General features: G+C 44.8%; 26 protein-coding genes. 22 read left to right on the plus strand and 4 right to left on the minus strand.

Going from position 1 to position 25,379, the window contains the following annotated elements:
• Window positions 1–2 precede the first annotated feature (2 nt).
• From pstA to phoU, 3 genes are all read left to right on the plus strand, one after another.
• The gene (gene pstA, locus A3712_RS05455; RefSeq protein ID WP_063522614.1) at window positions 3–1,712 is read left to right on the plus strand and encodes a phosphate ABC transporter permease PstA; all 1,710 of its coding nucleotides are present in this window, start codon (window positions 3–5) and stop codon (window positions 1,710–1,712) included.
• A 1-nt stretch (window position 1,713) separates the two neighbouring features.
• Complete coding sequence (gene pstB, locus A3712_RS05460) at window positions 1,714–2,532, plus strand: phosphate ABC transporter ATP-binding protein PstB (RefSeq protein ID WP_063522615.1); 819 nt, start codon at window positions 1,714–1,716, stop codon at window positions 2,530–2,532.
• Between the two features lie 74 nt (window positions 2,533–2,606).
• Window positions 2,607–3,305, plus strand: a complete 699-nt coding sequence (gene phoU / locus A3712_RS05465; RefSeq protein WP_063522616.1) for a phosphate signaling complex protein PhoU — start codon at window positions 2,607–2,609, stop codon at window positions 3,303–3,305.
• Between the two features lie 5 nt (window positions 3,306–3,310).
• Here the strand turns inward: phoU and A3712_RS05470 are convergent, their stop codons facing one another.
• Window positions 3,311–4,093: a copper homeostasis protein CutC gene (locus A3712_RS05470; protein ID WP_063522617.1), complete on the minus strand. Its 783-nt coding sequence runs from the start codon at window positions 4,091–4,093 to the stop codon at window positions 3,311–3,313.
• Between the two features lie 312 nt (window positions 4,094–4,405).
• Window positions 4,406–5,014: a peroxiredoxin C gene (locus A3712_RS05475; protein WP_004740353.1), complete on the minus strand. Its 609-nt coding sequence runs from the start codon at window positions 5,012–5,014 to the stop codon at window positions 4,406–4,408.
• 210 nt (window positions 5,015–5,224) lie between these two features.
• Between A3712_RS05475 and A3712_RS05480 the strand changes: the two genes are divergently transcribed.
• Window positions 5,225–6,130 (plus strand): hydrogen peroxide-inducible genes activator, encoded by a 906-nt coding sequence (locus A3712_RS05480; protein WP_063522618.1) that lies wholly within the window; start codon window positions 5,225–5,227, stop codon window positions 6,128–6,130.
• Between the two features lie 75 nt (window positions 6,131–6,205).
• Here the strand turns inward: A3712_RS05480 and A3712_RS05485 are convergent, their stop codons facing one another.
• The gene (locus tag A3712_RS05485; RefSeq protein ID WP_063522619.1) at window positions 6,206–6,652 is read right to left on the minus strand and encodes a CBS domain-containing protein; all 447 of its coding nucleotides are present in this window, start codon (window positions 6,650–6,652) and stop codon (window positions 6,206–6,208) included.
• A 258-nt stretch (window positions 6,653–6,910) separates the two neighbouring features.
• Here A3712_RS05485 and queA point away from each other — a divergent pair, with 258 nt between their 5' ends.
• From queA to secF, 5 genes are all read left to right on the plus strand, one after another.
• Window positions 6,911–7,963 carry a tRNA preQ1(34) S-adenosylmethionine ribosyltransferase-isomerase QueA gene (gene queA, locus A3712_RS05490; RefSeq protein ID WP_063522620.1) on the plus strand — a complete coding sequence of 351 codons (1,053 nt, stop codon included), beginning with the start codon at window positions 6,911–6,913 and terminating at the stop codon, window positions 7,961–7,963.
• Window positions 7,964–8,144: 181 nt separating this feature from the next.
• Entirely contained in the window at window positions 8,145–9,275 is a 1,131-nt protein-coding gene (tgt, locus tag A3712_RS05495) for a tRNA guanosine(34) transglycosylase Tgt (RefSeq protein WP_063522621.1), read from the plus strand.
• A gap of 116 nt (window positions 9,276–9,391) precedes the next feature.
• Window positions 9,392–9,721, plus strand: a complete 330-nt coding sequence (gene yajC / locus A3712_RS05500; RefSeq protein WP_063522622.1) for a preprotein translocase subunit YajC — start codon at window positions 9,392–9,394, stop codon at window positions 9,719–9,721.
• A gap of 20 nt (window positions 9,722–9,741) precedes the next feature.
• Window positions 9,742–11,598: a protein translocase subunit SecD gene (gene secD / locus A3712_RS05505; protein ID WP_082856182.1), complete on the plus strand. Its 1,857-nt coding sequence runs from the start codon at window positions 9,742–9,744 to the stop codon at window positions 11,596–11,598.
• 14 nt (window positions 11,599–11,612) lie between these two features.
• The gene (gene secF / locus A3712_RS05510; RefSeq protein WP_063522624.1) at window positions 11,613–12,560 is read left to right on the plus strand and encodes a protein translocase subunit SecF; all 948 of its coding nucleotides are present in this window, start codon (window positions 11,613–11,615) and stop codon (window positions 12,558–12,560) included.
• Between the two features lie 273 nt (window positions 12,561–12,833).
• On the opposite strand, the gene suhB is transcribed toward secF, so the two are convergent.
• Window positions 12,834–13,637, minus strand: coding sequence for an inositol-1-monophosphatase (gene suhB / locus A3712_RS05515; RefSeq protein WP_063522625.1), 804 nt, complete (start codon window positions 13,635–13,637; stop codon window positions 12,834–12,836).
• A gap of 181 nt (window positions 13,638–13,818) precedes the next feature.
• Here suhB and trmJ point away from each other — a divergent pair, with 181 nt between their 5' ends.
• The 13 genes from trmJ to rodZ all read left to right on the plus strand — a co-directional run bounded on the left by trmJ (window position 13,819) and on the right by rodZ (window position 25,379).
• Window positions 13,819–14,547, plus strand: coding sequence for a tRNA (cytosine(32)/uridine(32)-2'-O)-methyltransferase TrmJ (trmJ, locus tag A3712_RS05520; protein ID WP_063522626.1), 729 nt, complete (start codon window positions 13,819–13,821; stop codon window positions 14,545–14,547).
• A gap of 117 nt (window positions 14,548–14,664) precedes the next feature.
• Window positions 14,665–15,186, plus strand: coding sequence for a Fe-S cluster assembly transcriptional regulator IscR (iscR, locus tag A3712_RS05525; RefSeq protein ID WP_063522627.1), 522 nt, complete (start codon window positions 14,665–14,667; stop codon window positions 15,184–15,186).
• 27 nt (window positions 15,187–15,213) lie between these two features.
• The gene (locus A3712_RS05530; RefSeq protein ID WP_063522628.1) at window positions 15,214–16,428 is read left to right on the plus strand and encodes an IscS subfamily cysteine desulfurase; all 1,215 of its coding nucleotides are present in this window, start codon (window positions 15,214–15,216) and stop codon (window positions 16,426–16,428) included.
• A gap of 33 nt (window positions 16,429–16,461) precedes the next feature.
• Window positions 16,462–16,839 carry a Fe-S cluster assembly scaffold IscU gene (iscU, locus tag A3712_RS05535; RefSeq protein ID WP_004740340.1) on the plus strand — a complete coding sequence of 126 codons (378 nt, stop codon included), beginning with the start codon at window positions 16,462–16,464 and terminating at the stop codon, window positions 16,837–16,839.
• A gap of 97 nt (window positions 16,840–16,936) precedes the next feature.
• Window positions 16,937–17,260 carry an iron-sulfur cluster assembly protein IscA gene (gene iscA, locus A3712_RS05540; RefSeq protein ID WP_061033300.1) on the plus strand — a complete coding sequence of 108 codons (324 nt, stop codon included), beginning with the start codon at window positions 16,937–16,939 and terminating at the stop codon, window positions 17,258–17,260.
• Between the two features lie 84 nt (window positions 17,261–17,344).
• Window positions 17,345–17,860: a co-chaperone HscB gene (gene hscB, locus A3712_RS05545; protein WP_008222752.1), complete on the plus strand. Its 516-nt coding sequence runs from the start codon at window positions 17,345–17,347 to the stop codon at window positions 17,858–17,860.
• A 22-nt stretch (window positions 17,861–17,882) separates the two neighbouring features.
• Window positions 17,883–19,733, plus strand: coding sequence for a Fe-S protein assembly chaperone HscA (gene hscA, locus A3712_RS05550; RefSeq protein WP_063522629.1), 1,851 nt, complete (start codon window positions 17,883–17,885; stop codon window positions 19,731–19,733).
• Window positions 19,734–19,753: 20 nt separating this feature from the next.
• The gene (gene fdx, locus A3712_RS05555) at window positions 19,754–20,092 is read left to right on the plus strand and encodes an ISC system 2Fe-2S type ferredoxin (protein ID WP_004740336.1); all 339 of its coding nucleotides are present in this window, start codon (window positions 19,754–19,756) and stop codon (window positions 20,090–20,092) included.
• Window positions 20,093–20,210: 118 nt separating this feature from the next.
• Window positions 20,211–20,411 (plus strand): Fe-S cluster assembly protein IscX, encoded by a 201-nt coding sequence (gene iscX / locus A3712_RS05560; RefSeq protein WP_004740335.1) that lies wholly within the window; start codon window positions 20,211–20,213, stop codon window positions 20,409–20,411.
• 205 nt (window positions 20,412–20,616) lie between these two features.
• On the plus strand, window positions 20,617–21,912 hold the full coding sequence (gene pepB / locus A3712_RS05565; RefSeq protein WP_063522630.1) for an aminopeptidase PepB: 1,296 nt from the start codon (window positions 20,617–20,619) through the stop codon (window positions 21,910–21,912).
• A gap of 106 nt (window positions 21,913–22,018) precedes the next feature.
• Window positions 22,019–22,453, plus strand: coding sequence for a nucleoside-diphosphate kinase (gene ndk, locus A3712_RS05570; protein WP_063522631.1), 435 nt, complete (start codon window positions 22,019–22,021; stop codon window positions 22,451–22,453).
• 396 nt (window positions 22,454–22,849) lie between these two features.
• Entirely contained in the window at window positions 22,850–23,992 is a 1,143-nt protein-coding gene (locus A3712_RS05575; protein ID WP_004740331.1) for a bifunctional tRNA (adenosine(37)-C2)-methyltransferase TrmG/ribosomal RNA large subunit methyltransferase RlmN, read from the plus strand.
• Window positions 23,993–24,431: 439 nt separating this feature from the next.
• Window positions 24,432–25,379, plus strand: coding sequence for a cytoskeleton protein RodZ (gene rodZ, locus A3712_RS05580; RefSeq protein WP_063522632.1), 948 nt, complete (start codon window positions 24,432–24,434; stop codon window positions 25,377–25,379).

Below are 25,379 nucleotides of genomic sequence, written 5' to 3' on the forward strand. Positions count from 1 at the left end.
TGATGAATAGACTCAAGTCATTGCTATCATGGGGTAAATCTGGCTCACCATGGATCTGGCTAACTGGTGGGGCAGTGAGCATCAGTATGCTTTCGGTTCTGGGGTTGATGCTCTTGATTGGCTGGAAAGGGCTGACCTACTTTTGGCCTGCGCCTTTGTATCAGTGGCAAGTCGATTCTAAAGATCTGTCTCTGGTCGTTGATCTTGATGAAACCGTCTCTCAAAAAGATGTGTTGATCGGTCAGCTGTATGAACGCAAATACATTCCAATAGAGCAAGTTCCGCAAGCTCACGATCTACTATCACCCCAAAACATTGCTACAGGGCTGATACAACGTTTGAGCATCAAGGTGGCGAATAGAGAACTCTATCCTGCTGATTTTGTCTCGATTCTAGATGTGAACCTATTGGAGCCAACCACGCCTCGAGATTGGGCTGTGATAGAGCGTAGTCGCGGTGGTTACTTTTTTGGTAAGCCGGTTGGCTTTAAAACGGCATCGGGAACTTTTTATACTGATATCGACCAAAAGCTTAAAGATGGTTTAGCTTTCGCTGACACCTTGCGCGCTGAAACGTCACGTGTGGTAAACCAAGAGATTCGCAATATCAGTTGGCAGTTGGAAAACTTACGTCTAGAAAAGCGCAAATTAGAACTGAATGAGTCTGTGAGCGATGAGTACCTTAAAACTTATACCGCAACTAGGCTTGAGCTCAATAAGCAGTTAGATGAAGCCGAAATCAAGCTAGAGCACCTTAGAACACAGCTAAATGTTGAGAGTCTGCTTGTTGAAGATATGACAGGTGAGCAGGTTGAAATATCGCTCAGTCATATTCTGGATTACTGGTACCCAAATAATATGTCTTATATTGAAAAGGTTGGACATTGGGGGCATCAAGTGTGGAAGTTTTTATCAGAAAATCCACGAGAGTCCAATTCAGAAGGCGGCGTTTTCCCTGCTATCTTTGGTACAGTGTTACTGGTTATTCTGATGTCGATTGTGGTGATGCCTCTTGGGGTTGTGGCGGCGATCTACTTACATGAATACGCAAAAAATAACGCGCTCACACGTTTGATTAGAATCGCGGTTATCAACCTAGCCGGTGTACCTTCAATCGTTTATGGCGTTTTTGGTTTAGGCTTTTTCGTTTATACCATTGGTGGCTCGATCGATACTCTGTTTTATGCAGAGCGACTACCTGCCCCGACCTTTGGTACGCCAGGTCTACTTTGGTCGGCACTTACTTTGGCTGTGTTAACGCTACCTGTCGTGATTGTGACGACCGAAGAGGGGTTAACACGTATCCCAAGTTCGGTAAGGCATGGCTCTTTAGCGCTCGGAGCGACTCAATTTGAGACCTTGTGGCGCATTGTTCTGCCTATGGCAAGCCCTGCGATAATTACCGGCTTGATCTTGGCGATTGCAAGAGCTGCGGGTGAAGTGGCTCCATTAATGCTGGTGGGGGTTGTAAAACTCGCATCAAGCTTGCCTGTTGATAGTCAGTTTCCGTACATACACTTAGATAGAAAGTTCATGCATTTAGGCTTTCATATCTATGATGTTGGATTTCAAACATCGAATATAGAGGCTGCGCGCCCATTGGTGTATGCGACTTCGTTTTTATTGGTTACGGTTATCGTGGGGCTGAATTTAACGGCGATTAATATCCGTAATAACTTACGTGAAAAGTACCGAACCTTAGGACAAGATTAAGATGTTCTCAATTAATGAAACCTTGGGTTACCAAGCGCCTTTAGATGTACACAATCTAAAGGAAGAACAAATTGCTATCTCGATCGAAGGGCTCAATCTTTACTACAAAGAAAGCCAAGCGCTCGATGATATCTCTATGAAGATACCCAAAGGGCAGGTGACTGCGTTTATTGGCCCTTCTGGCTGCGGTAAGTCAACCTTACTACGTTGTATCAATCGTATGAACGATCTTGTCGAAGGCTGCAAAGTTTCCGGAAAAGTGAAGCTTCATGGCAAGAATATCTACCATCCTAAAGTTGATGTTGCGACTCTGCGTCGTCGTGTCGGTATGGTGTTTCAGCGCCCAAACCCGTTTCCTAAATCTATCTATGAGAATGTGGTTTACGGACTGAGGTTGCAAGGAGTAAGTAACAGTCGAGATCTTGATGATGCCGTAGAACGATCACTGCGTGCTGCTGCATTGTGGGATGAAGTAAAAGATCGTTTACATGAAAATGCTTTTGGTCTATCTGGTGGTCAGCAACAGCGTTTGGTGATTGCTCGCGCCGTTGCGATTGAACCGGAAGTCTTGTTGTTGGATGAGCCGACATCGGCATTGGATCCTATTTCAACATTGACGATTGAAGAGCTAATCAACGATCTAAAAACGCAATATACGGTCGTTATCGTCACACATAACATGCAGCAGGCTGCGCGTGTGAGTGACCATACTGCCTTTATTCATATGGGAAAATTGATCGAGTACTCAGATACGGATTCAATATTTACGTCTCCATTGAAAAATCAAACGGAAGACTACATTACTGGTCGATACGGTTAACGTTACCCTTCTCATCATTGGAGCTAAGTCACTCCAATATAAATGACTTATCCAATTCTTTTTAAGGAGCTGACATGCAATTTGGTCGCCACATCTCAGGACAATTTAATGTCGAGTTAGAGTCTATCCGTACCCATGTACTCACTATGGGTGGATTAGTGGAGCAGCAGCTCTCTTTTGCGATGCAGGCACTCCACAAAGATGATTTGGAACTAGCGAAGAAAGTGATTCGTGATGACCATAAAGTGAATGCAATGGAAGTATCGATTGATGAGGCTTGTACTCGCATTATTGCCAAGCGTCAACCAACGGCAAAAGATCTGCGTTTGATAATGGCGATCATCAAAACGATTACCGACCTAGAGCGTATTGGTGATGTTGCCTCGAGGATCGCGCAGGGTGCGATTGATATCCCTTCGACAAAAGAACAAAAATTCCATGTATCGCTAGAGCCTTTATGTCGACAAGCGATCACCATGCTACACCAAGTTTTAGACGCATTTGCTCGCATGGATGTGGATGCGGCAGCCGAGGTACACAAACTCGACGACAAGTTGGATGCTGAATACGAGGCGGTGATACGTCAGTTGATGACTTATATGATGGAAGACCCGAAGAATATTCCTAACATCTTACAAGTGATGTGGTGTGCGAGAGCCATAGAGCGAGTAGGGGACCGTTGCCAGAACATTTGTGAGTACATTATCTACTTTGTTAAAGGTAAAGATGTACGCCACCTAGGTGATCAAAGCTTAGATGACGTTTTAAGGTAACGTATTCATCGGCCCGATCTAATTTTATTTTTTGACGTCAGCCCTTTATCGATGAGGGCTCCTCTCACACTAGATATCTTGCTAGCATCCGTTACAGGTATTTGATAATCATCAATATCATCACTCCCCATTTGAGCATTCGAATTGCTTTCCATTAGACTAGGCCTTGTCGATTTACCTGAAAGGTGGAGTGCAGGTACTTGGGTGGTGCTTTGAATAATTTTTGCGTTGTGAGCGGTAACGCCGGCTCCTGCCATGATATCGATTCTGCTATTCGCTTGTTTGACCATCTCTTGCAATATATCGATACCTTTCTCTGCATTGCTCGCTAGCCCAGACGTTAAAACACGCTCACAACCAAGCTCAATAATCTGTTCTAGTGCTTTTTGGTAATCCTTAAGTTGGTCTATCGCACGGTGAAAGGTCACGCCAAGCTTTAGTTGGTGGGCTTTTGAGGTTAGTGCTCTCATAGCAACCATGTCTATTTCACCTTGAGCGGTAAGCACACCTAATACCACACCATCTAAACCAGCATCGGCAGCGGCTTGGATGTCATCAAGCATGCACATCACGTCGTCATTATCGAAGATGAAGTCGCCTTGTCTTGGGCGAATCATTGCATACACGGGGACCGATGAGATGCGATTGGCTTGCCTCATCATTCCGACGCTCGGGGTTAATCCACCAAGTGCTAGTGAAGAACAGAGCTCAATACGATTCGCTCCGCCTGCAAGGGCATTGTGTAGGGATTCTAAGTTATCGATACAAACTTCAACTTCGATGTTCATGATATTTAACTCGTTCAAATTGAGACTGTGGAAATCATAGCAATCTTGAGACGATTCTGAATAGGTAGCGAGAGGAAAATAGAGGTAAAGTTTCTCTTGCGGTTACCCCTATTCATAGTGGATATGGGCAAGGAATAAACCATTGTTGAGGCAATAGATGCAAAAAGCCCAAAGCGTTAACTTCGGGCTTTGAATAAGACTTTACTTCTTAATTGATTGGCGGTGCGCTTTGCGCTGTAGCTTATGCTTTATTTCTCTTTATAGAGAGTCATCCAACCATTCACCCGTGTTGAGTCGGGCTTAAGAATGTAATTACTTGCTTAGGTCGTCAGCGTGCTCAGATAGGAATGCTGCAACACCTTTTGGAGATGCGTCCATACCTGATTTACCTTCTTCCCATTGTGCTGGGCAAACTTCACCGTTCTTCTCGTGGAAGTTTAGTGCGTCTACCATGCGTAGCATTTCGTCGATGTTACGACCTAGTGGAAGATCGTTAACTACTTGGTGACGTACAAGACCGTCAGCGTCGATTAGGAAAGAACCACGGAAAGCAACGCCTGCTTCTGGGTGCTCAACATCGTATGCTTTGCAGATTTCGTGTTTAACGTCAGCAACTAGTGGGTATTTAACTTGACCGATACCGCCGTCAGCGATAGCAGTGTTACGCCATGCATTGTGAGAGAATTGAGAATCGATAGAAACACCGATTACTTCAACGCCTTTAGCTTGGAAATCTTCTAGACGGTTGTCGAAAGCGATTAGCTCTGAAGGACAAACGAAAGTGAAGTCTAGTGGGTAGAAGAAAACAACCGCTTTCTTACCTTTAGTGAATTCTGCGAAGTTGAAGTTATCAACGATCTCACCGTTACCTAGAACAGCTGCTGCAGTAAAGTCAGGGGCTTGACGACCTACTAGTACCATTTTGGAATCTCCTAAAAAATTAGTTGGCCCAACACATCTTTGTTTGGGCTCCGTTTCTACGCGACAAACTATAGTACAATCGATACTATAGAAAAAAGCGAATTAAATAGATTAAGTTCATCGAAAAAAACGATAAGCTTATTCTTTGTCCTTTTCTCAGGTCTTAGGACCTTCGTGTAACTTATCCTACTCATATTACAAAGTAATTTCATGAATAAATGGCCAAGTCTTAAGCAACTTCACTATCTTGTTACTCTTCACGAAACACGCCACTTTAGCGACGCCGCTGATCGCTGTTTTGTTAGCCAATCGACACTAAGTAAAGGTATCCAAAACCTAGAAGAGCTGATCGGTTGCCCTTTATACGAGAAGAAAGATAAAAAGAGCCCACTCGTTTTCACTCAAGCGGGAGAGCTGGTGGTGAATCACGGTCGAGAGTTATTGGCGAAAGGGCAAGATCTGGTTGAACTCGGTAACCTATGTAACGGCGATGCGATGCAAGGGCAGCTGCGAGTAGGGTGTATTCCTACCATCGCACCATTTCTGTTGTGTGATTTGGTACAAGAAGCCAACCAACGCTTTCCTCAGCTAAATCTGCTGTTGCGCGAAGACACCACAACGAACTTACTCGCGGCACTGCGCCATGGTGAGTTAGACGTATTGATTCTGGCTCTCCCTGTTGATATCGACAACATGGAGAGCAAAGTGGTTGGGCAAGATCCTTTTAGAATGGTCATCAGCCGTAACCAAGCAGATGGTATTCGTGTCCCAATTAAATATGACGACCTACCAGACGAATCGGTATTCTTGTTGGAGAACGAGCACTGTTTAACTGAGCACGCGGTGTCAGCCTGTAAGTTAACCGACAAAGAGAAAATAAACCCGTTCACTGCCACAAGCCTCCATACATTGGTGCAAATGGTCGCGAACGGTTTAGGAACCACCTTTATTCCACAAATGGCTATCGACCATGGATTGCTGGAAAATCAAAACCTGGTGGTTATTGATCCGCCAGGTCAACAAGCCTACCGCGACATCGGCCTTGTTTGGCGACCAAGCTCGTCACGCCGTGAAACCTTCCACCAATTAGCCGACGTGGTATCTGAGTTGCTTTAAAATCTCAGTGTACGAATAGATAAAAACCTACCTTTGAGCGGCTATTTAAGCCGCTCTTTGTATGGTTTGCGAACTCTACTCCACTTCAGCTTCCTCTGGCTCTACTTCTTCTTGTAGTTCAAGCAAGTTAATCGCGATGGTGACGAAGTCACTGTCAGTGATGATGCCAACCAGTTCGCCGTGGCTGAGCACTGGTAAGCAGCCCACTTTGTGTTTCTGCATGTAAATAGCAGACTCTTTTAACCCTGCTCGAGGCTCTACTGACATAACGTTTTTGTGCATGATGTCATTTAGGGGAGTTGATAGGGTAAAAGATTGAGCTGGCGGAATGTTTTGTAGGCTAGATTCTTGGGCGGCGAGAACGTCTCGTTGGGTGACTACGCCCAATAGTTTTCTATCGGCATCGACGACTGGGATATGGCGGATATCAAGCGCTTCCATGGTGTGCTTAGCATCGGCCAATGAATGTGAGCGTAATAAAGTATGAGGGTTGCGAGTCATCATATCTTCAACCTTGATCATACGAACCTCCTTATTATTTATTTGTTGTTCTCACTATAGTTTTTTATCCAAAAAATAACTGAGAGCTGGCGCATTTTTGAGTGAGTTTTACACAACTATTCCCTTTCATCGGAGAGCGGATGAAGTCGCATAATTTTACGCCTCTTTACAATAATCCATTGCTGTAAACCTTGCTATTGCGGCCCGTGTGCCTATACTAGCCCACTGCGAAATTTTTAGTCGCGTCTACTCATTCATCAACCAAACAAGACCAGAAAAATGCAAGTTTCAGATTTTCACTTTGACCTACCAGATGAACTCATTGCTCGTTACCCTCAAGAAGAGCGTACAGCAAGCCGTCTTCTTAAATTAGATGGCAATAACGGCAACCTGACTGATGGTTCGTTCAAGGACGTTTTAGATTTGGTGGAACCAGGCGATCTGGTTGTTTTCAATAACACGCGTGTTATTCCTGCTCGTGTATTTGGTCGTAAAGCATCAGGCGGTAAGCTTGAGGTGTTGGTTGAGCGTATGCTGGATGAGAAAAGCATTCTGGCTCATGTTCGTTGTTCTAAATCACCAAAGCCGGGTACTAAGCTGTTCCTTGGTGAGAATGATGAGTACGAAGCAGAAATGGTAGCGCGTCACGATGCGTTGTTTGAAATCCATTTCACATCTGATCAAAGCGTTCTAGAGATTCTGAACAGTGTTGGTCACATGCCACTGCCTCCTTATATTGATCGTCCAGATGAAGACGCAGATAAAGAGCGTTACCAGACGGTCTATAATGAAAAGCCAGGTGCGGTAGCAGCACCAACTGCGGGTCTTCACTTTGACGACAAGTTAATGGCAGACATGAAAGCTAAAGGCGTTGAGTTTGCATATGTAACGCTGCATGTCGGCGCGGGCACATTCCAGCCAGTAAAAGTAGACAATATCAACGATCACCACATGCATGCAGAGTACGTTGAAGTACCGCAAGAAGTGGTGGATGCGGTTGTGGCAACGAAAGCGCGCGGTGGGCGCATTATCGCAGTGGGTACGACATCGGTTCGTTCTTTAGAGAGTGCTGCACAAGACGCTCTGAAAAATGGTACAGAACTAGTGCCATTCTTTGGTGATACAGAAATCTTTATTTTCCCTGGTTACGAATACCAGTTGGTCGATTGCCTTATCACTAACTTCCACTTACCTGAATCGACTCTGATCATGTTGGTGAGTGCGTTTGCAGGTTACGACCATGTGATGGCTGCATACGATCATGCAGTGAAGAGCGAATACCGCTTCTTCAGCTATGGTGACGCGATGTTCATCAACAAGAAAACCAGCTAATTTAAGCTGGTTATAAGCGATATAAATAAGAATTTACGGGTGCTAGCAGTAAGCTAGGAGTCGGGCAGGGTTTCTGTCTAATCTCTCGCAAGGAATACGCGACCGCTCCTCATAGAGTATTAAGGCTAACTTAAGCTCTGAATTAACAGTCAGATTGTTTCTCTGGCATATTGGAGGCTTCGTGAAATTAAAATACGAACTTAAAAAAACTAACGCTGGTGCGCGTCGTGGTCAACTTCAGTTTGAACGCGGCACCGTTGAAACACCAGCATTCATGCCTGTAGGTACCTACGGTACTGTAAAAGGTATGACTCCTGAAGAAGTAAAAGACACAGGTGCTGAAATCCTACTAGGTAACACGTTCCACCTTTGGCTACGTCCTGGTCAAGAAATCATGAAGATGCACGGTGACTTACACGACTTCATGAACTGGCAAGGTCCTATCCTGACCGATTCAGGCGGCTTCCAAGTATTCAGCTTAGGTGCGATGCGTAAAATCACTGAAGAGGGTGTTCACTTCCGTAACCCTGTAAACGGTGACAAGATTTTCATGGACGCTGAGAAGTCTATGGAAATCCAAAAAGACCTAGGTTCAGACATCGTAATGATCTTCGATGAGTGTACGCCTTACCCTGCGACACACAAAGAAGCGAAAGACTCAATGGAGATGTCTCTTCGTTGGGCTGAGCGCTCTCGTAACCACTTCGACAAACTTGAAAACCCGAACTCACTATTCGGTATCGTTCAAGGTGGTGTATACGAAGACCTACGTGATGTATCTGTTAAAGGCCTGACTGAAATTGGTTTCGATGGTTACGCAGTTGGCGGCCTAGCAGTAGGCGAACCAAAAGAAGACATGCACCGCATTCTTGAGCACACATGTCCTCAACTGCCTGAAGATAAGCCACGTTACCTAATGGGCGTAGGCAAACCGGAAGACTTAGTTGAAGGTGTTCGTCGTGGTATCGACATGTTTGACTGTGTAATGCCAACGCGAAATGCACGTAACGGCCACCTGTTTGTGACTGAAGGTGTGATCAAGATCCGTAATGCGAAGCATAAAACTGATACAACACCACTAGATTCAGAGTGTGACTGTTACACTTGTAAGAACTACAGCAAGTCGTACTTACACCATTTGGATCGTTGTAACGAAATCCTAGGTGCTCGACTGAATACGATTCATAACCTGCGTTTCTACCAACGAGTAATGTCTGACATTCGTCAGTCTATCGATGAAGACCGCTTTGAAGAGTTTGTTGCAGAGTTCTACGCAAGAATGGGGCGTGAAGTGCCACCACTAGGTAAATAATCTTAGTATGTCTTTTTTGCGAGCCCTGTCTCTCTTTGGAGGGATGGGGCTTGAAAATAAAGGGATACAACCCAATTAGACAAACAATTACGAAATATAAATAGAGGATGTTTTAAATGTTTATTTCTCAAGCTCACGCAGCAGCAGAAGGTGCACCAGCAGGCGGCGGTTTCGAAATGCTTATCATGCTAGGTATGTTCGCTGTGATCTTCTACTTCATGATCTACCGTCCACAAGCTAAGCGTGTGAAAGAGCACAAGAATCTAATGGCTTCTATGGGCAAAGGCGACGAAGTTCTTACTAGCGGCGGTTTGATCGGTAAAATCACTAAGATTGCAGAAGACAACGACTACGTTGCTATCGAACTGAACACAAATAACGAAGTAGTTATCAAGAAAGACTTCGTTACAGCAGTGCTACCAAAAGGTACTCTGAAATCTCTATAAACAGCTAGAGGATCCTCGCTGTGCTAAACCGATATCCGTTATGGAAGTACCTGATGGTGGTGTTTACCATTGCCATCGCTGCATTGTACGCACTTCCAAATATATATGGTGAAGATCCGGCAGTTCAAGTTACAGGGGCGCGTGGTGCCTCTGTAGATATGTCTACGCTGGATGCTGTCACCAATGCTCTTGAAGCAGAAAACCTTTCAACTAAATCCGTTGCTCTCGAAAACGGTTCTATTCTTGTTCGCTTTAACGACACAGACGCTCAAATTAGTGCCCGTGATGTTATCACTGAAGCATTAGATGAAGACGTTATCGTTGCATTAAACCTAGCGGCTTCAACACCGGATTGGCTTGAATCTATTGGTGCTGCACCAATGAAGCTTGGTCTTGACCTACGTGGTGGTGTTCACTTCTTAATGGAAGTGGATATGGACGCTGCTATGGAAAAACTGGTTGGCCAACAAGAAGAAGCGTTCCGTAGTGAACTTCGTGAAGATAAGATCCGTTACCGTGCTATTCGTCCATCGGGCAAAGATGCGGTAGAAGTGATTTTACGTAATGAAGAGCAGCTTGCTGAAGCGAAATCGCTACTGCAATCTAAGCACCAAGATATGACATTCGTAGACTCCGACTCGAATGGTCGTTTTTCTTTGATTGCTAACTTCACTGAAGCTCGTCTTCAAGAAATTCGTAACTACGCGGTAGAGCAAAACATTACCATTCTACGTAATCGTGTAAACGAACTTGGTGTTGCTGAACCTTTGGTTCAACGTCAAGGCGCTAGCCGTATCGTAGTGGAATTGCCAGGTGTTCAAGACACGGCTCGTGCTAAAGAAATTCTTGGTGCGACTGCAACGCTTGAATTCCGTGAAGTTGATAGCAGTGCTGATTTAGCAGCTGCTGCTTCTGGTCGTGCCCCTGCTGGTAGTGAAATCAAGCAAGACCGTGACGGTCGCCCTGTGGTACTTAAGAAGCGCGTTATCCTAGGTGGTTCTAGCATTACAGATGCAAGCTCAAGTGTTGATGAATATGGTCGTCCTCAAGTTAACATCTCGCTAGACAGCGAAGGTGGTAGCAAGATGTCTGCGTTCTCTCGTCAAAATATCGGTAAGCTAATGGCAACCGTATTTGCAGAGTACAAAGACAGCGGTCGTAAGACTCCTGAAGGTAAAGTGATTCTTACTAAGCATGAAGAAGTGATCAACCAAGCGACGATTCAATCTGCTCTTGGCCGTAACTTCCGTATTACTGGTATCGACTCTACAGCTGAAGCTCATAACTTGGCACTTCTACTTCGTGCAGGTGCTCTAATTGCGCCTATCTCGATTGTAGAAGAACGCACGATTGGTCCATCTATGGGTCAACAAAACATCGATATGGGTATCATGGCGATGGTTTGGGGCATGGCTGCCGTAATGCTATTTACGTTGCTTTACTACCGTAGCTTTGGTCTTATCGCGAACGTTGCGCTGATGGCGAACTTGGTATTGATTATTGGTGTAATGTCGATGATCCCAGGTGCAACCATGACGCTACCAGGTATTGCCGGTATTGTATTAACGGTGGGTATGGCGGTCGATGCGAACGTACTGATCTTTGAGCGTATACGTGAAGAACTTCGAGAGGGACGCAGTCCACAACAAGCGATTCACCAGGGTTACGCGAACGCATTCAGCACAATTGCCGATGCAAACATCACCACGCTTCTAACAGCAATCATTCTATTTGCGGTTGGTACTGGTGCGATTAAAGGCTTCGCGGTAACACTGTCTATCGGTATCCTGACTTCTATGTTTACAGCTATTGTCGGCACACGTTGTATCGTGAACCTGATGTATGGCGGCAAACGCGTTAAGAAACTGTCGATCTAAGGCTAGGAATTAATATGTTTCAGATTCTAAAAGCACAAAAAATGATCGACTTTATGCGTTGGTCAAAGGTTGCCTTTGTTCTCTCTATCTTGATGATTGGTGCAGCTATCTTCACTCTTACAACGAAATCGTTGAACTGGGGTTTAGACTTTACTGGCGGTACTCTGATTGAAGTGGGTTTTGAACAACCAGCACACCTTCCTGATATCCGTAGTGCACTTGAAGCCGAAGGCTTTGGTGATGCAACGGTACAGAACTTCGGTTCAGCTCGTGATGTAATGGTACGTCTTCGTCCTCGTGACGGCGTTGCTGGTGAAACGCTTGGTAACCAAATCCTTTCAGCTATCGAGAAAGGCACAGGTGAACAAGTTGAAATGCGTCGTATCGAGTTTGTTGGCCCTAACGTAGGTGATGAGCTAACAGAAGCGGGTGGCCTTGCTATCCTAGTTTCTCTTATCTGTATCTTGATCTACGTATCTGTGCGATTCGAATGGCGTTTGGCGGCAGGTGCGGTACTTGCGCTGGCGCACGACGTTATCATCACGCTGGGCGTATTCTCTCTAATGCAAATTGAAGTAGACTTGACCATCGTAGCTGCCTTGCTAACGGTAGTCGGTTACTCGCTCAACGACACCATTGTTGTATTCGACCGTATTCGTGAGAACTTCCGTAAGATGCGTAAAGGCGAAGCACCTGAAGTACTGAACAGCTCAATCACACAAACATTGAGCCGTACGTTGATAACTTCTGGTACAACCTTGTTCGTAGTTATCGCACTGTTTGTTCAGGGCGGCGCTATGATTCACGGTTTCGCGACTGCACTTCTACTAGGTATTACGGTTGGTACTTACTCTTCTATCTATGTTGCTTCTGCACTGGCTATGAAGTTGGGTATTACACGTGAACACCTAATGCCACCACAAGTGGAAAAAGAAGGTGAAGAGTTTGACGAAATGCCATAAGCCTTGGCTTAACAAGTTTCGTTAAACCAGAAAAACCGCTAGGCAACTAGCGGTTTTTTTATGCCTGAATTTTGTAGGAAAACTCAATATAAATTACGTTCGAGGTTAGTTGCACTTAATGTCGTGAGCGCTATTCTGTTCGAATCTCGAATCTCGAATCTCGAATCTCGAATCTCGAATCCCTGAACCACAGATACAAAAAAGCCCCGCATGTGCGAGGCTTTGAATTTTTTAGCGCTCTATTAAATAGAGGCTATTAACGTAAGGCCTGAATTACTTCAGCATACCTTCGTTTGCGTTCTCACGAACGTGCTTAAGAATAGCTTTAACACCGCGTGCGCTAGAAGCTACAACGTTACCAGACTTCATGTAGTCAGTACCGCCAGCGAAGTCAGTTAGGATTGCACCAGCTTCACGTGCGATTAGATCACCAGCTGCTAGGTCCCAAGGTTTTAGGTCTAGCTCTAGGTAACCGTCAACACGACCAGCGGCTAAGTAACATAGGTCAAGTGCTGGAGAACCAGTACGACGGAAGTCAGAACAGTCGATGAATAGACCAGAGATGATCTTCATGAAAGACTCAGAGTGTTGCTTAGCTTTGAATGGGAAACCAGTTGCTAGAACAGTACCTTGAAGGTCTTTAAGTGGAGTAACACGCATACGAGCATTGTTTAGTTGAGCGCCAGCGCCACGTTGAGCTGTGAATAGCTCGTTCAGCATTGGGTCGTAAACACAAGCAACTTCAGTACGACCGTTCATACGAACAGCGATAGATACAGAGAAGTGCGGGAAACCTTTTACAAAGTTGTTGGTGCCATCTAGTGGGTCAACGATCCATTGTACGTCAGAATCTTTACCTTCAATTAGGCCTTTCTCTTCTGAAATAATGCTGTGCTCTGGGTAAGATGCTTTGATTGTCTCAATGATCATGTACTCAGCTTCTTGAGCTATGTTAGTAACGTAATCGTTGTTACCTTTTAGAGACGTTTCGATCTTATCAGTTGTTTCTAGAGATTTAGCAATATGGTTGCCAGCTTTACGCGCAGCGCGTATCGCAATGTTTAGCATTGGATGCATATGGTTTTTCCCACAAGATGTTAAAGAACAATTTAAAGCGGCGGCGAGTATACCAAAGTTTTCTCAAAAGGGAAGTGGTTATTTTTTGAACTCTTAGATTCATATTGCGCGAAGGGTCTGACCATTTTACTTTGCTATGTGTTAATATCGCGCGATTATTTTTGAAGTGGTGTCATATAACATGTTAGACAATGTAAAAGTCGTTCTGGTTGGTACGTCTCATTCGGGAAATATCGGATCAGCAGCTCGCGCAATGAAAGTGATGGGTTTAAGTCAGTTAGTTCTTGTAGACCCTCAGTGTGAAGTTGACGAGCAGACCTTAGCACTGGCTGCTGGTGCTGGTGACATCGCTGAAAATGCGGTTATTGTTTCTACGTTGGATGAAGCAGTAAAAGGTTGTGGTTTGGTTGTTGGTTCAAGCGCTCGTTCGCGTACCCTCGAGTGGCCAATGCTTGAGCCTCGTGAGTGTGGTGAAAAGTTTGCTGTTGAAGGTCAAAAGCACTCAGTAGCGTTAGTATTCGGTCGTGAGCGCACAGGCTTAACGAATGAAGAACTACAAAAGTGTCACTACCACGTATGTATTCCTGCAAACCCTGAATACAGCTCGCTAAACCTAGCGATGGCTGTGCAGACACTGAGCTACGAAGTACGTGTTGCGCACCTTGATCTGGTGGCTAGCCAATATAAGCCAAAGCCTCAAGATGAGTACCCTCGTCACGATGAACTAGAAATGTTTTATGAACACCTTGAAAAAGTCATCATCGATACCCAATTTATCTCTAAGGATAAACCAGGACAGGTGATGAATAAGTTACGTCGCCTGTTTAGTCGTGCGCGTCCAGAACTTCAAGAGATCAACACGCTTCGTGGTATTTTGACTTCTATCGAGAAGAGCAAAAACAGCCAGTAAAAACCACACTAGCTGAGTGGATGAATACCTGACTAAAATAGTCAGGTAAAATACTTGACCGATTTAGTCGGGTATGGGAAAATTCTAACCACATAAACAATGTGGATTCGGTGTGGTATGAAACTTACATCTAAAGGAAGATATGCGGTAACGGCTATGCTCGATGTAGCACTGCATTCGCAAAAAAGCCCAGTACCTCTGGCTGATATTTCAGAGCGACAAGGCATCTCTTTATCATACTTAGAGCAACTGTTTTCTAAGTTACGTAAAGCTGGCTTAGTTGCTAGTGTTCGTGGCCCTGGTGGTGGCTACCGTCTTGGTGCTGAAGCCGGTGACATCGCTGTCGGAACTGTGATTGCAGCAGTTGATGAATCAGTAGATGCAACTAAGTGTAACGGTCGAGCAGATTGCCAAGGTGGCAGTCGTTGTTTAACACACACTCTTTGGCGTGATTTAAGTTCCCGAATCAGCAGCTTCTTAAATGACATCACTCTCGGTGAGCTGATGAAAGATAATGAAGTTTTAGAGACATCTGATCGCCAAGATATTGATCTTGCCGTCAACAACAGCTTTACACATAAAAATACCAGCACTACAACGATTAGTGCAGCACCTCAGGGTGTTAATGCCCGCTCATAGCGGTCAGTTTTTACATTGGAGTAGAAAATGAAACTGCCTATTTACTTTGACTATTCAGCTACATGCCCAGTCGATCCACGTGTTGCTGAGAAAATGGTTCAGTGCATGACGATAGACGGTAACTTCGGTAACCCAGCGTCTCGTTCACACCGTTACGGCTGGCAGGCAGAAGAAGCAGTAGATAATGCTCGTGAGCAAATTGCTGACCTACTAAATGCAGACCCACGTGAAATTGTATTCACTTCTGGTGCTACAGAGTCAGATAACCTTGCTATCAAAGGTGCAGCGCATTTTTACGAGAAGAAAGGTAAGCACGTAATCACGTGTAAAACGGAACATAAAGCGGTTCTTGATCCATGTCGCCAACTAGAGCGTGAAGGTTTTGAGGTAACTTACCTAGAGCCAGAAGCAAACGGCATCATCGATCTCGACAAGCTACAAGCTGCAATGCGTGAAGACACAGTCCTTGTTTCTATCATGCACGTAAACAACGAAATCGGCGTTATCCAAGATATCAATGCAATCGGCGAACTATGTCGTTCTCGCAAGATCATCTTCCACGTTGATGCAGCTCAGTCTGCGGGTAAAATCCCACTAGACGTTAAAGAGACTAAAGTTGACCTAATTTCACTTTCAGCTCACAAAATGTACGGCCCTAAAGGCATCGGTGCACTTTACGTTCGTCGCAAGCCGCGTATTCGTCTTGAAGCGCAAATGCACGGTGGTGGTCATGAGCGTGGTTTCCGCTCTGGTACGCTTGCTACTCATCAAATCGTGGGTATGGGCGAGGCGTGTGCTGTTGCTAAGCAAGACATGCAGAAAGATTACGATCACGCACTAGCACTGCGTGAGCGCTTATTGAAAGGTGTTCAGGATCTAGAAGCAGTAACAGTAAACGGTGATTTAGACCAACGTGTACCACACAACCTAAACGTAAGCTTCGCTTTTGTTGAAGGTGAGTCTCTGCTTATGTCTTTAAAAGATCTAGCAGTATCATCAGGTTCTGCATGTACATCAGCAAGCCTAGAGCCATCGTACGTTCTGCGTGCTCTTGGTCTAAACGATGAACTGGCACACAGCTCAGTACGTTTCTCATTCGGCCGTTTCACAACGGAAGAAGAAATCGACTACGCTATTGCACAAATTAGTGTAGCGGTAAATAAATTACGCGACATGTCTCCTCTATGGGATATGTATAAAGAAGGGATTGATCTGGACACTGTTGAGTGGGCACATCACTAATCTCACGGATGTAGAGGATTCGAGGTAACTATCATGGCATATAGCGAAAAAGTAATTGATCACTACGAAAACCCACGTAACGTAGGTTCGTTTGATAAAGAAGACCCAAGTGTAGGTAGCGGCATGGTTGGCGCTCCAGCTTGTGGTGACGTAATGAAACTGCAAATCAAGGTAACACCAGAAGGTATTATCGAAGACGCAAAATTCAAAACTTACGGTTGTGGTAGCGCAATCGCTTCTAGCTCGCTGGTAACTGAGTGGGTTAAAGGTAAAAGCATTGATGAAGCGGCTGCTATCAAAAACTCTGAAATCGCAGAAGAGCTTGAGTTGCCACCAGTGAAAGTTCACTGTTCAATTCTTGCTGAAGATGCAATCAAAGCAGCAGTTGCGGATTATAAAAAGAAGCGTTAATCGTCTCCTTAAGTAATCCTCCAAAATAAGCAATATTTGGGAGCATCTTTTGTGCTCCCCTGAGTTCTCAATTTATATAAAAACACAAGGTTGTAGTATGGCCATCACCATGACAGAGACGGCGGCAAGTCGAGTCCAAGCTTTCCTAGATAACCGAGGCAAAGGTATCGGGTTACGCTTAGCGGTTAAAACCACTGGCTGTTCAGGCATGGCATATGTACTAGAATTCGTTGACGAGCTTAACGAAGAAGACCAGGTGTTTGAGCATTCAGGTGTTAAGGTCATCATTGATCCAAAGAGCCTAGTTTACCTAGACGGTACTGAGCTTGATTACGTAAAAGAAGGCCTAAACGAAGGTTTTGAATTCAACAACCCTAACGCTAAAGGCGAGTGTGGTTGTGGTGAGAGCTTCAACGTATAAGTGATTGAATCGTTAAACGTTTATAGTAAGCGAAGAATAAAATTAGGCTCTGATTTTAGAGCCTAAACTTAGGACCACCGTTACATGAATCATTTCGAATTATTTGGGCTACCACTTCAGTTTCAGCTGGATGGTAGCCTTCTTTCTTCTCAGTTTAGAGATCTGCAACGCCAATTCCATCCTGATAAATTTGCTACAGCTTCTGAGCGAGATCGCCTGCTAGCTGTGCAAAAAGCCGCGCAAATTAACGACGCGTATCAAGTGCTGAAGAATCCAATTAGCCGTGCAGAATACCTGTTAGTTCAACATGGTGAAGATATCCGTGGTGAGCAACAGACCATGCAAGATCCAATGTTCCTTATGGAGCAAATGGAACTGCGTGAAGAGCTTGAAGATATCGCCGACAGTTCTGACCCGGAAGATGCATTGTTTGCATTTGAGGGAAAGGTTAGCAAAATGTATAAACAACAATTAAGCGCTATCCAACAAGAACTCGACAGCCAAGCTTGGTTAGAGGCTGCAGACCGAGTAAGAAAGCTAAAGTTTATTGCAAAATTAAAGAATGAAATCGAGCTAGTTGAAGATCGTCTGATCGGCTAGTTGGTACAACAAGGACACATCCATGGCACTACTTCAGATTGCAGAACCAGGGCAAAGCGCCGCTCCTCACCAGCACAAGCTTGCTGTGGGTATTGATTTAGGTACAACAAATTCATTGGTTGCGTCGGTGCGCAGTGGTGAGGCGAGCACGCTCGTTGATCAGGATGGTCGTAGCATTCTGCCTTCCGTTGTTCATTATCAGTCAGACTCACACACGACTGGTGATGAAGCTCGTGTAAATGCACAGACTGATCCTAAAAACACCATTATCTCAGTTAAGCGATTGATTGGTCGCTCACTGGCTGATATTCAGCAACGATACCCATCTCTGCCATATCAGTTTGAAGAAAGTGATAATGGCCTACCTGTGATTCGTACAGAGCAAGGTAACAAGAACCCGATTCAAGTATCTGCAGATATTCTGAAAGCGCTAGGTCAACGTGCTGAGTCTACATTAGGCGGTGAGCTATCTGGTGCTGTGATTACCGTTCCTGCGTATTTCGATGATGCACAACGTGCGGGTACTAAAGACGCGGCGCAGCTGGCTGGTCTTCATGTGCTACGTCTTCTAAATGAACCAACGGCGGCAGCGATTGCTTACGGTCTGGATTCAGGCAAAGAAGGGGTGATCGCGGTGTACGACTTAGGCGGCGGTACGTTTGATATCTCCATTTTACGCTTGTCTAAAGGTGTCTTTGAAGTTCTAGCAACTGGCGGAGATTCTGCATTGGGCGGGGATGATTTTGACCACCTTGTTGCTGGTCATTTTCAAGAGAAAATGGGATTATCAGAGTTAACGGCTGAGCAGAACCGTGCACTTCTAGATGCAGCAACGGAAGCGAAAATTGGCTTGTCTGAATCGGAAAGCGTTGATGTTGAAGCATTAGGTTGGTCTGGTTCATTAACTCGTGAAGAGTTTGAAGACATCATCAAGCCTCTAGTTAAGAAAACGCTACTTTCATGTCGTCGCGCTTTAAAAGATGCAGAAGTTGATGCGGATGAAGTGCTAGAAGTAGTCATGGTTGGTGGTTCAACTCGTACACAACTAGTACGTGAAATGGTGGGTGACTTCTTTGGTCGTACGCCACTAACCAGCATTAACCCTGATGAAGTAGTTGCGATTGGTGCGTCAATTCAAGCGGATATTCTAGTAGGTAACAAACCTGATTCAGAAATGTTGCTACTGGACGTAATCCCCCTTTCACTAGGTATCGAAACCATGGGTGGCCTAGTAGAAAAGATCATTCCGCGTAACACCACGATCCCAGTAGCTCGCGCACAAGAATTTACTACGTTCAAAGACGGTCAAACTGCAATGACAGTACACACCGTGCAAGGTGAACGTGAAATGGTTGATGACTGTCGTTCACTAGCTCGTTTTGCTCTGAAGGGCATTCCACCTATGGCTGCTGGTGCGGCGCATATTCGCGTGACTTACCAGGTGGATGCTGATGGCTTGCTATCGGTTACTGCTATGGAGAAGAGCACTGGCGTTCAAGCTGAAATCCAAGTTAAGCCTTCTTACGGCCTGAGCGATGATGAAGTTGCTAACATGCTAAAAGACTCAATGACGTTTGCGAAAGAAGACATGCAAGCGCGTGCCCTTGCTGAACAACGCGTAGAAGCAGATCGTGTTATTGAAGGCCTGATTGCAGCAATGCAAGCTGATGGCGATGATCTGCTTAACGAGCAAGAGAAACAACAGCTGCTGCAAGCCATTGAAACGCTGATTGAAGTGCGCAACGGTGACAGTGCCGATGCCATTGAACAAGAAATTAAGAATACCGACAAAGCGAGCCAAGACTTTGCTTCACGTCGTATGGATAAATCAATTCGCGCTGCACTGTCAGGTCAGTCAGTCGATAATATTTAATAGTTAGAGAATAGATAAACATGCCAAAGATTATTGTTTTACCTCACGAAGATCTATGTCCAGAAGGCGCTGTTTTAGAAGCAAAAACTGGTGAAACGGTTCTTGATGTTGCACTAAAGGCCGGTATTGGTATTGAGCACGCATGTGAAAAATCATGTGCATGTACAACATGTCACGTTGTGATTCGTGAAGGTTTCGATTCTTTAGAAGAGAGTGATGACCTAGAAGACGATATGCTTGATAAAGCATGGGGCTTAGAGATGGAATCTCGCCTAGGTTGCCAAGCGAAAGTCGCTGACGAAGACCTTGTTGTTGAAATTCCTAAGTACACGTTGAACCTAGCGTCTGAAGACCATTAAGAACTTCTCTGCAGTCATGGTGTTTGTCGCCATGACTGAGATAACGGTTTAACAAAACTGGCCTAGAATATAGATCATAAAAGTGACTAAGTGTCTCTGATAAATATAAGGAAGTGTTATGAGCTTGAAGTGGATTGATTCTCGCGATATCGCAATTGAGTTATGTGATTTGTACCCTGATACTGATCCTAAAACGGTACGTTTTACCGATCTGCACCAGTGGGTATTAGACCTTGAAGAGTTTGACGACGAGCCTAACCACTCGAACGAAAAGATTTTAGAGGCTATTATTTTGTGCTGGATGGATGAGATGGATTAATCATCACATCGATGATTTGGCTATGGAGTGAAATCAACCCCATATAAAACGCAGCCAAGTTAACAATTCTTACTAAAAAAAGCGGACCATATGGTCCGTTTTTTTATCAAAATGACATTTTACTCCTACATAATGCTAACATCAGTGCGTCAATAAAAATAATCAGGATCACTCAAGCAAGGTGGTTCTCAGACAAGGAGAAATCATGTCTACACAGATGTCAGTATTTTTAAGTCAAGAAGCTGCCCAGCCTCAGTGGGGAGCAAAAGCTATCTTATCGTTCTCGGAAGCAGGAGCGACAATTCACATTGGTGAAGGCCACGATCTTGGTGCCGTTCAACGCGCAGGTCGCACACTTGACGGACAAGGTATTTCATTCGTTTCACTAAGTGGTGAAGGTTGGGACCTAGAGAGCGTATGGGCTTTCAATCAAGGTTACCGTGGACCAAAGAAAAAGAATACATTGGAGTGGGACGCACTGCCAGAAGCAGACCAAGCTGAACTAGAGGCGCGTATCCGTGCTACAGATTGGACGCGTGACATTATCAATAAGACGGCTGAAGAAGTCGCACCTCGTCAACTGGCAACAATGGCAGCTGAATACATCAAGTCAGTTGCGCCAGAAGGCACAGTTAAAGCAAAAATCGTTAAAGATAAAGACCTGCTAACTGAAGGTTGGGAAGGCATCTACGCGGTAGGCCGCGGCTCTGAGCGTACATCAGCAATGCTTCAACTGGACTTCAACCCAACGGGCGACGAAAACGCACCTGTATTTGCTTGTCTAGTTGGTAAAGGCATCACTTTCGACTCAGGCGGTTACAGCATTAAACCAGGTCAGTTTATGACTGCAATGAAAGCGGACATGGGTGGCGCAGCGACTATCACTGGTGGTTTAGGTCTTGCGATTGAGCGTGGCCTGAACAAGCGCATCAAGCTTATTCTATGTTGTGCTGAGAACATGATCTCTGGTCGTGCATTGAAGCTTGGCGATATCATCACGTACAAGAATGGTAAGACAGTTGAGATCATGAACACCGACGCAGAAGGCCGTTTAGTTCTAGCTGATGGCCTGATGTACGCAAGTGAGCAAAACCCTGAGCTTATCATCGACTGTGCAACGCTAACGGGCGCTGCTAAAAACGCACTGGGTAATGACTACCATGCGCTAATGAGCTTTGATGACGAGCTGGCTCACCAAGCACTAACGGCGGCAAACCAAGAGAAAGAGGGCTTGTGGCCACTGCCTCTTGCGGATTTCCACCGTGGTATGCTGCCTTCAAACTTTGCTGACCTTTCGAACATCAGTTCAGGTGATTACACTCCAGGTGCAAGTACGGCTGCTGCGTTTCTGTCTTACTTTGTTGATGACTACAAAAAAGGCTGGATGCACATGGATTGCGCGGGTACTTACCGTAAATCTCCAAGCGATAAGTGGGCGGCAGGTGCAACGGGCATGGGTGTTCGCACACTGGCTCGCATTCTTATCGACCAAGCAAAATAATAATAACGGTGAGCGGTATTTCGATACCGCTCATTGATTACCTTAGATCGAATGATCTGAGTAATTTCAGTATTTAATAACAAAAAAATGAAGTGAAGGAATCCCTATGGCTCTAGAAAGAACGTTCTCAATTGTTAAGCCGGATGCAGTTAAGCGTAACCTTGTAGGTGAAATCTACCACCGCATCGAAAAAGCAGGCCTAGAAATTATCGCTGCTAAGATGGTTCATCTGACTGAAGAGCAAGCGAGCGGCTTCTACGCGGAACACGAAGGCAAAGAATTCTTTGGTCCACTAAAAGAGTTCATGACTTCTGGTCCTATCATGGTTCAAGTACTAGAAGGCGAAAACGCAATCGTTCGTTACCGTGAACTTATGGGCAAAACAAACCCAGAAGAAGCGGCATGTGGCACTATCCGCGCTGATTACGCAATCAGCATGCGTTACAACTCTGTACACGGCAGCGATAGCCCAGAGTCTGCAGCTCGTGAAATCGAGTTCTTCTTCCCAGAATCTGAGATTTGCTCACGTCCAGCTCAATAAGCGACACAGCAAATGATTCTAAAGGCTTCACTTCGGTGAGGCCTTTTTTGTGTGTGGATTTTACGTTCGGGATAGTTTACCTAGTCGCTATTCCCGATAGCGATGAAAGAGCGTAGTCGGGAATCTCTGTTTGTTGTTGGAGACTCCAGATATCTCGCCTCTCAGCTTTGGAGTAGTGGGAACTGAGACTTCATCAACCTTAGGGATTTAATTGATGAGTGCTCACACTTTTCACCCCAAATCCGCTAAATCTCAGCCTGAAAATAGGGTTGTTTGATTTTTAATCACTTAAGTTTGAATGTCTTAGTAAACACAGGGTTTTACAGCCCTTGTTGAACATGCGTAAAGGCTGTACAATTCGCGCCCTTAATTATTGTTCCGTCATTGAGAGGCATCATGACCACAGCTAAAGTCAATCTACTCGATTTTGATCGTAAAGGTCTTCGTAAATTTTTCACAGAAGAATTGAATGAGAAAGCTTTTCGCGCAGATCAAGTGATGAAGTGGATGTATCACTTCGGTGTCGATGACTTCGAAAATATGAACAACATCAACAAAAAGCTGCGTGAAAAACTTCAACGCCGTTGTGAAATTGTTGCTCCCGTTGTTTCTGAGGCTCAACACTCTTCAGACGGCACAATTAAGTGGGCGATGAGCGTTGGCGACCAAGATGTTGAGACGGTGTACATCCCAGACGGTGACCGTGCGACTCTATGTGTATCTTCACAGGTTGGTTGTGCACTAGAGTGTAAATTCTGCTCGACTGCTCAACAAGGTTTTAACCGTAACCTAAAAGTTTCTGAGATCGTGGGGCAAATCTGGCGTGCATCTCGTGAAATCGGTCTAGAGAAAGAGACAGGTCGCCGTCCAATTACTAACGTTGTAATGATGGGTATGGGCGAGCCGCTATTAAATATGAAAAACCTAATGCCATCATTAGAGATCATGCTTGATGACCTAGGTTTCGCACTGTCTAAGCGTCGCGTAACAGTATCTACTTCAGGTGTTGTATCTGGCCTTGATCAAATGACAGATAACATCGATGTAGCACTTGCTATCTCTCTGCACGCGCCAAACGATGAACTTCGTAGCCAAATCATGCCGATTAACGACCGCTGGGATATCCAAGATTTCCTAGCGTCTGTACGTCGCTACATTGCTTCTTCAAATGCTAACCGCGGTAAAGTAACGGTAGAGTATGTTCTATTGGATCATGTGAATGACGATATGGACCACGCTCGTGAACTTGCAGAGCTAATGAAAGATACGCCATGTAAGATCAACCTGATTCCATTTAATCCTTACCCAGGTTCACCATACAAGAAGCCAAGCAACTCTCGTATTGACCGATTCCAAAAAACGCTAATGGAATACGACTACACAGTAACGGTTCGTAAAACGCGTGGTGACGATATTGATGCAGCATGTGGCCAGTTGGTTGGTGATGTTATCGATAGAACTAAGCGTACTAAAATGCTTAAAGCAGCTTCAGAAGCTAACTTGGTTGCCGGTGGTGTGATTGAAGTAAAAGCGGTTTAAAACGCGATTTGAATCTAAACAAGCCAGAAGTCTTACTTCTGGCTTGTTGCGTTTTTGGGGCTTCGTTTTCTATTTTTTGGACTTCTTGCCCACGCTTTCTTACATTTTTCGTCAATTTTTGGACAAAAGCATGAGCTGACGGTAAATTTTGTTGAAAGTATTTTTGCCTTGTAATGGCATTAGCTTATGATTAACTAATCTTAAATTAATTTAAGTGCTCGCTTGTTACCGACCATCAATATGTCTATTTAGGTTGGCTACTTGATAAACTAGCTTCCTGAGAACGTCACTAATAATAAAATGCATGTCGTTCGTCTCTAAGGGTTGATGAGTTGGGTAACAGGACAAATTCCACACAAGTGGGTTGCTAGAATGAGCTTAAACGACAATAAAAAACGCTCTCGTCGACCTGCGATAATATTTTAGAAGTTCACTCTCTATGAACACAGAACACGACACACAAGCGCAAGAACCAATCGCTCCAGCTCTAGAAGCGGGGACGCTACTGAAAAATCAACGAGAAGCTCTTGGTTTAACACAAAAGCAGATCTCGGATCGTCTTAAACTACGCATCTCTTTAATTCAACAAATTGAAGAAAACCAATTTGAGTCAGACCAAGTCGCAACCTTTATGCGTGGTTATATCCGTTCATACGCGAAATACGTCAATCTTGATGAAAAAGTGGTATTGAACGCGCTTCGCCATTCCGGTGATGCTCAACATGAAGATCAAGAAATGCTGAGCTTTTCTCGCAAGACGAAAACAGAAAAGCACAACAGCCGTATTATGCTGCTGACTTGGGGTATCTTTGCAGTTATTGTCGGTATCTCTTCACTGTGGTGGTGGCAGAATCAACAACAAGACACCCTATCTCAATCTCTGGCTAACACTGAAAGTTCAGAAGAGCTTGCGGTGGAAGAGTCACTGGACCCTGAGTTCGCCTCTTTAGAAGTGATTGAAGCTGAACAGAACGACGCTGCGGCCTCTGTGATTGAAGATACTGAAGGACTTGCTGCAATCAGTGATGCAGCAGATACTTTAGCTGCACTTGACGTGGCAGATGAACAACCAGCAGTCGACGTAGAACCAGCTGTTGAATTAGAAACCGTTGAAGCAACACCTGCTCCTGAAACAACACCTGAAGTGTCAACCAAAGCGCTAACGATGCAGTTTACTGCAGACTGTTGGATTCAAGTTAAAGATGCGACCGGCAAAACCTTGTCAACTGGTATCAAAAAAGCGGGTCAGTCACTAAATCTATCAGGAACAGCGCCATATAAAGTGATTCTAGGTGCGCCAGAAGCCGTATCAATGACATTTGCAAGTGAACCTGTCGACCTTTCTGGGTATACTTCAGGCAAAGTAGCTAGAATAACCTTACCTTAG

This window comes from Vibrio sp. HI00D65, assembly GCF_001635455.1.
In the GTDB taxonomy this organism is placed as follows: Bacteria; Pseudomonadota; Gammaproteobacteria; order Enterobacterales; family Vibrionaceae; genus Vibrio.